The 9,997-nt window shown below is 38.2% G+C and carries 15 protein-coding genes and 2 pseudogenes; all 17 read right to left on the reverse strand.

Annotated elements, in window-relative coordinates:
* Positions 1–67 precede the first annotated feature (67 nt).
* The 17 genes and pseudogenes from MHI38_RS14500 to MHI38_RS14575 all read right to left on the reverse strand — a co-directional run bounded on the left by MHI38_RS14500 (position 68) and on the right by MHI38_RS14575 (position 9,997).
* Complete coding sequence (locus MHI38_RS14500) at positions 68–394, reverse strand: hypothetical protein (protein ID WP_154892240.1); 327 nt, start codon at positions 392–394, stop codon at positions 68–70.
* A 13-nt stretch (positions 395–407) separates the two neighbouring features.
* Positions 408–1,319, reverse strand: a complete 912-nt coding sequence (locus tag MHI38_RS14505; protein WP_222592211.1) for an RHS repeat-associated core domain-containing protein — start codon at positions 1,317–1,319, stop codon at positions 408–410.
* Positions 1,320–1,460: 141 nt separating this feature from the next.
* Positions 1,461–1,943, reverse strand: a complete 483-nt coding sequence (locus MHI38_RS14510; RefSeq protein ID WP_154892239.1) for a WapI family immunity protein — start codon at positions 1,941–1,943, stop codon at positions 1,461–1,463.
* 306 nt (positions 1,944–2,249) lie between these two features.
* Complete coding sequence (locus MHI38_RS14515) at positions 2,250–2,531, reverse strand: hypothetical protein (RefSeq protein WP_222592210.1); 282 nt, start codon at positions 2,529–2,531, stop codon at positions 2,250–2,252.
* 95 nt (positions 2,532–2,626) lie between these two features.
* Positions 2,627–3,175, reverse strand: coding sequence for a hypothetical protein (locus tag MHI38_RS14520; RefSeq protein WP_186809877.1), 549 nt, complete (start codon positions 3,173–3,175; stop codon positions 2,627–2,629).
* 507 nt (positions 3,176–3,682) lie between these two features.
* Positions 3,683–3,946 carry a CPCC family cysteine-rich protein gene (locus tag MHI38_RS14525; RefSeq protein ID WP_154892236.1) on the reverse strand — a complete coding sequence of 88 codons (264 nt, stop codon included), beginning with the start codon at positions 3,944–3,946 and terminating at the stop codon, positions 3,683–3,685.
* 208 nt (positions 3,947–4,154) lie between these two features.
* The gene (locus MHI38_RS14530; RefSeq protein ID WP_154892235.1) at positions 4,155–4,544 is read right to left on the reverse strand and encodes a hypothetical protein; all 390 of its coding nucleotides are present in this window, start codon (positions 4,542–4,544) and stop codon (positions 4,155–4,157) included.
* Positions 4,545–5,055: 511 nt separating this feature from the next.
* Positions 5,056–5,196 (reverse strand): annotated as a pseudogene (locus MHI38_RS28760) (RHS repeat-associated core domain-containing protein); the annotation flags it as partial.
* Positions 5,197–5,313: 117 nt separating this feature from the next.
* A complete protein-coding gene (locus tag MHI38_RS14540; protein WP_154892233.1) occupies positions 5,314–5,556 on the reverse strand; it encodes a hypothetical protein in 243 nt (80 codons plus the stop codon).
* A gap of 11 nt (positions 5,557–5,567) precedes the next feature.
* The gene (locus MHI38_RS28765; protein ID WP_186809879.1) at positions 5,568–6,032 is read right to left on the reverse strand and encodes a CdiA C-terminal domain-containing protein; all 465 of its coding nucleotides are present in this window, start codon (positions 6,030–6,032) and stop codon (positions 5,568–5,570) included.
* Between the two features lie 75 nt (positions 6,033–6,107).
* A pseudogene (locus MHI38_RS28770) lies at positions 6,108–6,359 on the reverse strand (RHS repeat-associated core domain-containing protein); the annotation flags it as partial.
* A gap of 278 nt (positions 6,360–6,637) precedes the next feature.
* Positions 6,638–6,937, reverse strand: a complete 300-nt coding sequence (locus MHI38_RS14550) for an Imm53 family immunity protein (RefSeq protein WP_154892232.1) — start codon at positions 6,935–6,937, stop codon at positions 6,638–6,640.
* 42 nt (positions 6,938–6,979) lie between these two features.
* Complete coding sequence (locus MHI38_RS14555) at positions 6,980–7,342, reverse strand: hypothetical protein (protein ID WP_222592209.1); 363 nt, start codon at positions 7,340–7,342, stop codon at positions 6,980–6,982.
* A 145-nt stretch (positions 7,343–7,487) separates the two neighbouring features.
* Positions 7,488–7,805, reverse strand: coding sequence for a hypothetical protein (locus tag MHI38_RS14560; protein ID WP_154892230.1), 318 nt, complete (start codon positions 7,803–7,805; stop codon positions 7,488–7,490).
* 188 nt (positions 7,806–7,993) lie between these two features.
* A complete protein-coding gene (locus MHI38_RS14565; protein ID WP_154892229.1) occupies positions 7,994–8,527 on the reverse strand; it encodes a hypothetical protein in 534 nt (177 codons plus the stop codon).
* Between the two features lie 45 nt (positions 8,528–8,572).
* Positions 8,573–9,538: an RHS repeat-associated core domain-containing protein gene (locus MHI38_RS14570; protein WP_341181926.1), complete on the reverse strand. Its 966-nt coding sequence runs from the start codon at positions 9,536–9,538 to the stop codon at positions 8,573–8,575.
* 216 nt (positions 9,539–9,754) lie between these two features.
* Positions 9,755–9,997, reverse strand: a complete 243-nt coding sequence (locus MHI38_RS14575) for a hypothetical protein (RefSeq protein WP_154892228.1) — start codon at positions 9,995–9,997, stop codon at positions 9,755–9,757.

Raw genomic sequence — 9,997 nt, forward strand, 5'->3', positions numbered from 1 at the left:
TCTTTAAAAAGAGAGACCTTGAATAGCAAATTGCCAATCAAGGTCTCTTTATTATTTTTTTGATGTATTATTTCATGAAGAGATCGCCAACACTACTTTTATCAACAGGTTTAAGACTATCAAAGTAGTTTTGTTCAAATAATGCCTTGATCGTTGATTGAATTACTTCTTTGCTTGCTTCTTTCACCAGGACTAGATTAGGCTCGATAGAGTAATATCCATAATTTTCTACTTCCGATTTAAAATCCTGCTGAAGTCTTGTAATATCATATACATATATATGGTAGATCAAATCTGATATAGCAACAATGACATCGTTTCGATATCCTTTGCTGACTGCTTCATACTCGGCTAATTCTGTGTCTTCTAGAAAGTAAATTTTAATTGTATCCATAACGATACCTCCACTATTTCATTGGTGATACTTTGATTAAATTCAATAAATCTTGATACATTTTTAGTGTCATATCGTATGCAGGTACTATCTCAAAATGTTCCAGTCTACTACCTCTTTGAATTATTTTTAGACCATCTGGAATACTATCAATTCTATAAGCTCCTCCAAACTTAGAAATAGTGTTAGGGTTTATATCCAAAGATAACCCATGCGTTGTTTTTACTAGACCAGTCTTCTTATCCAGCTTAACTTCATTCGTTCTCACTTCAAATGTTTTACCTCCACGATAGACCTCTACTTTGTTGTTTCCATAATTGACCTTTACAGAGGAATTCCCCCCTTGACTCACCTGTCCACTCGTGGAAGTCGAAGGCTTAGGCTTACTCCCCCTGCTGCCACCCTTTAATCCACCGCCGCCTCCGCCGAGGCCTCCTCCAGAGGATCGGCCCATTCCGGCACTGCCACTGGCGCTACCGCTTCCTGAGCCCAAGCCTTCCAAGGCGTTTTTCTCTCCTCGTTTGGCCTCTCCGCTAGGATCGGTGTAGATCAACGGGTTATTTTCCACATACGTGTACAGATTCAGGCTACTCGGTTCTGCTTTATCCCCTTCATAGGTATCTTCGTTGATAAAACGTCCCAGATTCGGGTCATACCAGCGGGATCGTAGATATTGTAGCCCTGTTTCCTCATCCCAGTATTCTCCCGCATAGCGGAGCACATTCGGCGTTTGCTCTTCTACCACCCGTGGATTGCCCCACACATCGTAGGTGTACCGGTTCAGCATGTCACCTGCTTCATTTCTCAGCTCGGTCACATCGCCGTCGCCGTTCTTCCAATAAGTTTGCAGACCGCTATCCCCAGGAATATGTCGTGCTTGAAGTTCCCCGCTAGCGTCATACACGTAACCTGCTGTGATGGACACGTGGTTGTTTTATCCTACGGAGCCTTCTGCCACCAGCAACTGACGATCGTCATAGTATTTAGAATCATAATTATAGTTTCAACCTCGTCGATTTAACCTATATTTGAAGTGCCCCTTCAATAAAGGGGCACTTCTTTAATCTTAATTTTTAATAGCTCTTAACAAATTCAATTGGCTATTAATCTTATTCTTAAAGTTTTCTAAACTGTTTAGATCAACCACAAACCTAAACCCCTTATCGTAACCAAATGTCCCTCCCTCAGTATATGAACCGATATTAATCCAAACCTCTACATAAATTAAATTGACTTCAAATGTATCAAAAAAAATCAAATCAAAATAACATTCTGAACTAGAGAACTCATATTTTTCAATTACACGATTATTTTCTTTCTTCTCAATCATTTCTTCAATTAGACTTAATAAACCTTCGATCTCGTAAATAGTTAAAGTAGCTCCACTTGCTTCAGAGTAATTATAACTTTCATTTTCTAAATTCAAGGATAGTATAAAGGGTATCCAATTCTCGTAATCTTCCCTTTGTAAGTCAACATCAAGAAATTTATTGTTTATTAAATCTATTGATAGAGAAATATTTCTTTCCTCATTTTCTAAATTAGCCATTTTCACACCTCTAATCTTGTGGTAGAGAACTAAATCTGCCTTGGTTATTTAACATTTTAGTTACATATTTCTAATTTTTCAATGATCTTGTGTCACCTCCAACCGTGGTTATAACTTTTCCACTTGAGAGGACATGAGTTGCCCTATATTGACCATGATTAGTTTTTAAGCATATTAACAGACTGAATATGAAAGTAACTACATTTTCATTCATTACAAAGGAAACCTTGAGAGGCTCACAGCCAGTCAAGGTTTCTAAATTCAAATTTAAGCATCTTTGTTGGACCAAATATTTTATTAAATGTATCAGTTTAATTTATTAAGATAATACTTTATCAGATCATGATGCATTTCATTAATTAATTTATCTTCACCCAGTGACAAAGGATATACATCCCCGTCCTCAAACATATTTTTAGCTGCCTCATCATAACTTTTTGCAAATTCAATAACATAGGAATTGAGACCCTCAATATAACTTATTTTGTAATAAGAGTTATTATACTTCAACAGCGGAATACCATTTAAATGAACCCTCTCAAACTCCAAGTTTTGAATTAAAGCATCTATTTTCTTCTGTAGTTCCACAATATTATCTCCTTCTATTTAATTGTATTCCCTTGCATATCATAACGATGAATGATTGATGCCAGCCGATAGGCTCTAAGTATCGAGGAAACTTATTAATTTAAATAACCCGCCCTCTTGAGCAAAGTGATATTAGCAGGAATAAATTTATTTTGAGCTTGAATCTCTCCATCATCCGTATCAACGAAAAAACAGGTCTCGCAGTGTCTATACAATTTTTCACTATTGACTTCAGTAAAGATACGAAGATGGTCACTTTTACATTGCGGACATTCCTCTGCTGATGTAAATGTTATGATGTCTCTCACCAAGTTTGATACCCTTCGTAAAACCTCAAATTCCGTCTTAGGTTCTCGGTCAATGTAGCTTTTAACAATCGACTTGAAATCATCCCCTGACGAACCTATAACATACATTTCAGGATTCAGTGTAGCAATAAATCCAAAGAAAAAAACTTCGTTTTCTGAAAATGTGTAACTATTATCACTTTTCCCTGTATTTAAAGTTTGATTGATATACTCAGAATTAATTCTTACTATGTTAATTAATTCGTATAAGAAACTGATCATATCTATTTTCTCAAATTCTGAAAATAGCTCTAGTACTTCTGACCACAGCTTTTTACTTTTCCTTTTGTTATTCATCATCTACAACCTTTCACAACGGAGATTCATTAAATTGTTGATTAGCAAATCCAAGAACCACTTTCATTATCATGGAACAGGTATTGGAAATGTAGTAACCAGATTCCCTCTGACATCTGTTAAAATCTGTATCCATGTGGTTTTAGTTCCACCAAATCCAGGGATACTTGGTTTTACAGTACCTACAACCTGTCCAGTATTAACTACACGAGAGTATTGCCCTGAATCCAATCCTGTTCTCTCATACAATAGGCCATCACCGTTATAGCAATACTGCACCTTGCCTATCTCTGTATCGACTTCGATCAGACGATTCCACCCGTCATATCTGTACTTGGCCTGACGTTCACTTGTTTCAAAAAGATATCTTGAAAAAAGAGACCCTGAATAGCAAATTGCTAATCAAGGTTCAAAAAACATTATGAATTCCAGCTTAAATAAAACTATCGTCAAATGTAACTGATTAAGATTAATTTATATACTTTTTTTGTAATAGCCCACAGTTAACTACTCCGAAGAATTATTCTCTGGAAGCTCTTCTTTTAATGGCTTTCTCACCATATTCTTAAATTGAGGTTTACACACACCAAATTTTTTATAATTTTCTCTAGCTTGGTTCAATGTAATATGGTTTGCACCTATATTTATTTCGGGATTAGAATGAGCTACACTGTCAAACTGCCAAAAACAAACATCACAAATATCTACAATTACTTCTTCCTCGGCTTCAATAGTAAAATTATAACAACACGGACACTGCAATCTCTTCATACAATGACTTCTCCTCATCTGGGAGCATATAATTTAATTTGCTCTATTTAGATATTGAGATCTCGGTAGTGCTACCAAAATCACTTTTATGGTGAGAGTAACTTGCTGTAATCGGCACTTTCAGTTCGTAAGTGAATCAAAAAAGCTCTAAAGAAATAATCTTTTAGAGCTAATGTGAGTAAAATTTTAGGCTTATGGATTCACACTATTAGAAAATTGATATTGATTCAATTGGTGCGTTATACTCATCCCAATCATCTATATCCTCAAGTTCAAAACAAATGCCAGAATAATCAGGTAGCGTGTAGATGTAATCTTCTTTAGAGTATTTAATTCCAATTTTCCTTAAGTCGGAAATAGTATTCCCTATTCCAATAGAATCTTTAAATTTACCGTTATATGAACCAAAAACCATTATTTGAGTCACTATATTTTTTTCTTTAGATATCCAAAATTTTATATTTTTTGTAGTTATAGTGTAATGATTGGCCAGAGACTCCTCCGTGTAGTCTTCAGAAATTTTCCCTTTTAATTCTTGAATCGTACACCCGAGCTGGTAATTCCCAACACTCTTACCATTGATAATTTCCCCATACACAGTTTGCACACCCCATTTATTGTAACTTTACTATATTTATACCTTTGTATTCTGTACCTATAAAGAAATCGATTACTTGTCCTGTTTTAGTATCTAGAATAACTGTCCTTCCATCGTAAGTTATTGCACGTTGAGTTGTTCCATTTAATGAGCCCGAACCATTCCAAGTTCCTTCAACAACACTAGATTTAGAGTTGGACTGATTTTTTGTAGCGAACTCTTTAGCTGCTGTATCATATGCTTTTTTAGATTCATATCCCATCCCTCTCCCGTGTTTATTAAAGTGATCACCAAGTTGATACATTTTGGATTCAGAAACGTTGACGGCTTTAACAGTTCCTTGACTCGCCTGTCCACTCGTGGAAGTCGATGGCTTAGGCTTACTCCCCGCGCTGCCACCCTTTGCTCCTCCGCCTCCGCCGAGGCCTCCTCCAGAGGATCGGCCCATTCCGGCACTGCCAATTCCTGAGCCCAAGCCTTCCAAGGCGTTTTTCTCTCCTCGTTTGGCCTCTCCGCTAGGATCGGTGTAGATCAACGGGTTATTTTCCACATACGTGTACAGATTCAGGCTGCTCGGTTCTGCTTTATCCCCTTCATAGGTATCTTCGTTGATAAAACGTCCCAGATTCGGGTCGTACCAGCGGGAGCTTATTCCAGCACTGATTAATTAACCTCTGTGTTTTGATTAGGTAAATGACCACCTGCTTTAGGCTTTAAGCAGGTGGTCATTTAAGATAATATTATTCACTATAGAGATATTTTCAGTAACTTAATCTTTGTTTTCCAGCACGTATGTCTTTATGACAGTATCCTTATCAAAAACATAAATTCTCTCGCATTGTAAGCATCTCCATACATCATACTGAGGAAAGGGAATTGTTATTGGATCAATTAAATCTCCTAAATTTATAATACGGTCCCATTCTTTATCTGTATACACCACTAATTCTACATCATTAGGTGCTTGTGAATTCGACAGTGTTGCACCACATTTACATTGAAATCTTGCCATTAAAACACCCCTCAAGGATATGTTATAGTTCCTTCATTTGTCCAAATTTCTACCTTTCCAGGAATTGTCTTGTTAGAATATGTTCCTGAAGCACGTTTAATAATCTGCTTTGCTTGCTCTGTAGTCAGCCCCGAAACCCTAGCGTCAATAATCACTGTTTCTGCACCTTGTTTTAATCCCTTTTGTATCCTTGTTATCCCTGTATTGATATTGGGGTTTTCTAGAGTCTTGAGTTCTGTCTTTATTCCGTCAACTTTAAAATCTGGTCTTTTTTCTATCGCTTTTGGGTCTTTTGGAATAACCTCGACATTTTTCCCACTTTTAATTAAATCATTTACAACTTTCTTTTCTGCTTTGGTTAAACCGTCTAGAGAACCACTAATCTTACCCGAAGTCGAAGGCTTAGGCTTACTAGCCGGACTGCCACCCTTTGCTCCACCTCCTCCGCCGAGGCCTCCTCCAGAAGATCGGCCCATTCCGGCACTGCCGCTGGCGCTACCACTTCCTGAGCCCAAGCCTTCCAAGGCGTTTTTCTCTCCTCGTTTGGCCTCTCCGTTAGGATCGGTGTAGATCAACGGGTTGTTTTCCACATACGTGTACAGATTCAGGCTACTCGGTTCTGCTTTATCCCCTTCGTAGGTATCTTCGTTGATAAAACGTCCCCGATTCGGGTCATACCAGCGGGATCGCAGATATTGCAGCCCTGTTTCCTCATCCCAGTATTCTCCCGCATAGCGGAGCACATTCGGTGTTTGCTCTTCGACCACTCGTGGATTGCCCCACACATCGTAGGTGTACCGGTTCTTTTCTGTCCAACTAAGTGTAGCCGATCCAGTACCTTTCATCCATGCTTCTTGAGTTAATTGGACACCATTTTGACTTTCAGGCCACTGTAACTTGGTTGAAACGTTGTTACCATGCCCCGGAACATGCTTACCTTGCTTTCCTGTATCTACTTTTGGTGCTCCATTTACACCTGAGTCAATCGTACCTTGACTTGGTAATTTACTAGAATCACCCGTCCCCTTAAAAAAGAAACCTTGAAAGGCACGAAGCCAATCAAGGTACTTAGGGTCAGTCATTACTTTAATTCTTTTATCATAGCCCACTGTCTAAAGGAATTTAGTATTTCTTCTAGATTCCTTGCCCCACCAGCACCAATAAATTTCCCATCTCTCACATTACAGTAATACCAATTTTCTTCGTCTCTTTCGATATCAATAGAATCAAAATGTTCATTTTCTAAACAAGTTTCAACTAAATTGATTTCTACGGACCAGCCAGGATTATCGATAGTATCGATTTTAACACCATAGGTATGCTCCCAATCACCATTGCAATGTTGATAATACCAATTCTGCAGCCATAGTAAAGTATCCATATTCTCTACCTCTTCTTTGGAATTTCATTAGGATTAGCAGGTCTAACCCCCAGGAATCGACTTACCATTAACATCGGGTGTTGGGACATTCTGCTTTGTCACTTTATTAAAATGACCTTTGCCTATTCCATCAGAACGTATAACCTTATCAAAGCCACTTGGATTTCGAGGATTAGCTTTATATATTTCATAATTTGTGACCTCATGAGTTTTGGGATCTCTTTTTAGAACTGTGTGGTCTCCAGTTGCTTTGGGATCAGATTTCATAAAATTCTTAGCTTGTCCTGTATTTTTTTGTACAGTATTACCCTTAACTGATGGCTTACTACCCGAGCTGCCACCCTTTACTCCACCGCCTCCGCCGAGGCCTCCTTCCAGAGGATCGACCCATACCGGCACTACCACTTCCCGAGTCCAAGTCTTCCAAGGCGTTTTTCTCTCCTCGTTTGGCCCCTCCGCTAGGATCGGTGTAGATGATTAGGTTATTTTCAGAGTGTGTAGAGATTCGGGCTGAATTAGAATCAATACACTTATACTTACATTTTAAAGTTTACTCATCAAAAGGAGTGAAAATCATTCGGCTACCCTCTGTTTTTTTGCATTCTCTGGCTAGATTTATAATATCTTCGAGATGTTTAATTTCCTTAGAATCAAGTCTTATCTTTTGTAAATTCATAAGTTCAATAATTAAACAATCCATGTCTTTAGCTGAAAATACATCGTAACTACATGTAGATAAATCACCTAACAACTCAAATTCATTCTCATCTTGTTGCAGATATTCAGCATTATTCTCTTCAGATATTTGTCCTAATCTTTTACCTTCAACAGATTCTAATATAATTTTAAACATATCGTTACTCTCCAAACCCCAGTTCTCCTGGGAACGTATTTACTAGATCACCTTGGGTTATTTTCCACATACGTGTACAGTTTCAGACTACCTTGTCCTGCATTATCCCCCTTCGTAAGTATCTTTATTGATGAAACGTCCCTCATCTAAGGAAAAAGGGGAACCCTAACTGCCATACAACAATTAGGGTTCTAAAAAATACACTATTTTAATATATATGAAATATTATATTTATTTATCCAATCTATAAAAATCCTCTCCCTCAATAACTCGGGGCACACGATTTTACCAAGTGAAATAAACACTCTATACATCTCTTCTAATATTTGCATAACACTTAACTTTCCCACTAAAATATGCGATGGCGAAGGTGACCACCCCTCTATTAAACTTTTGCATTCTAACATTAGCTCTCCATCACCTGCCTCCTTAAAAATTAATTCTCTCATGACACCTTGCTCATAAAAACCTAAAGTATGGTTATATTCTCTATTATTAAATTTTTCTATAATCTCGGGTATTTCTTCAATAACAGAAGGGAGATCATATTCACAGTCAACAGGCCACCTCTTACTCCCAAAACCTTCAATCACAAAATTTACACTATTAGTTTTTTGAAAACATCTACAAATATCAAAGATCACACTAGTTTGATCATCCAACTGGTCATCGTATTTTAAATTATTAATTTCAATTTTTTTAATATCGATTGTATTCTCTAAATACATTTTGAACAAATTAAAACCTCCTTTATATCCATCATCAAATTTTAATTTTTAAAATTATTTTAATACAAATGTCTCACTTACTGGGTAAGCTGTTCTTATCGTTCCTGTTTTCAAATTAGGAATTATAACTGCTCTTTTAGCTGAAACTATATCCCAAGAGGGTTTTATTATTTGACCTAATCCCTCTGGTATATCCACTACCGTGGGCTTATCAACTCTACCATATGAATTCAAGAATTTTGCAGCCTTATCATTATCAAGCCACTGGCCTTGTTCTGACATCTTTCCAGACTCGTTTGCTGTTCTTGCTCTTCCCTTTAGTGATTCAAGATTCTTTTTACCTGCACCATGAGTATCAAAAGTATGACCGAAATTAGGCTTACTTTTCCAGTTCACAACCCCGTTTTTCCCTGATAACCACCCTGTGTTACTTGTTGGTGTAGGTGGCTTATTTCCAGAGATTCCACCCTTTGCTCCACCTCCTCCGCCGAGGCCTCCTCCAGAAGATCGGCCCATTCCGGCACTGCCGCTGGCGCTACCACTTCCTGAGCCCAAGCCTTCCAAGGCGTTTTTCTCTCCTCGTTTGGCCTCTCCGCTAGGATCGGTGTAGATCAACGGGTTATTTTCCACATATGTGTACAGATTCAGGCTACTCGGTTCTGCTTTATCCCCTTCATAGGTATCTTCGTTGATAAAACGTCCCAGATTGGGGTCATACCAGCGGGATCGTAAATATTGCAGCCCTGTTTCCTCATCCCAGTATTCTCCCGCATAGCGGAGCACATTCGGTGTTTGCTCTTCGACCACTCGTGGATTGCCCCACACATCGTAGGTGTACCGGTTCAGTATGTCACCTGCGGCATTTCTCAGCTCGGTCACATCGCCGTGGCCGTTCTTCCAATAGGTCTGCAGACCACTATCTCCAGGAATATGTCGTGCTTGAAGTTCCCCGCTAGCGTCATACACGTAACCTGTTGTGATGGACACGTGGTTGTTTGATCCTACCGTGCCTCCTGCCACCAGCAATTGACGATCGTCATCTTTCTCTGTGTCGACTTCGATCAGACGATTCCGCCCGTCATATCTGTACTTGGCCTGACTCAGATCCGGTTGACGTTCACTTGTTTCAAAAAGATATCTTGAAAAAAGAGACCAAGATTAGCAAATTGCCCATCGAGGTCTCCTTAAAAAGAGAAAGGTAATATTAAAAATTGTCTGAATTAAAACTGAACAAGATTATCTTTGATATTTATTTGGTAAGTAGTCCTTATTAATCTTTTGAAGCAAATTCTTTAAATCCAATTGATAAGAAGATAATTCTTCCCTGTTTTCACACCCCGTTAATTCATAAAGTTTCTCCTCAGGGCAATTTTCTAATACAAATTCAATACAACTTTCATACACCATTAATTCGCCTTCTGATAATTGCAATTCAAACAAGGTCACACTAGCAATTTCTTCATATTTTAATACATCCAT

This window comes from Paenibacillus sp. FSL K6-1558, assembly GCF_038002565.1.
In the GTDB taxonomy this organism is placed as follows: domain Bacteria; phylum Bacillota; class Bacilli; order Paenibacillales; family Paenibacillaceae; genus Paenibacillus; species Paenibacillus polysaccharolyticus.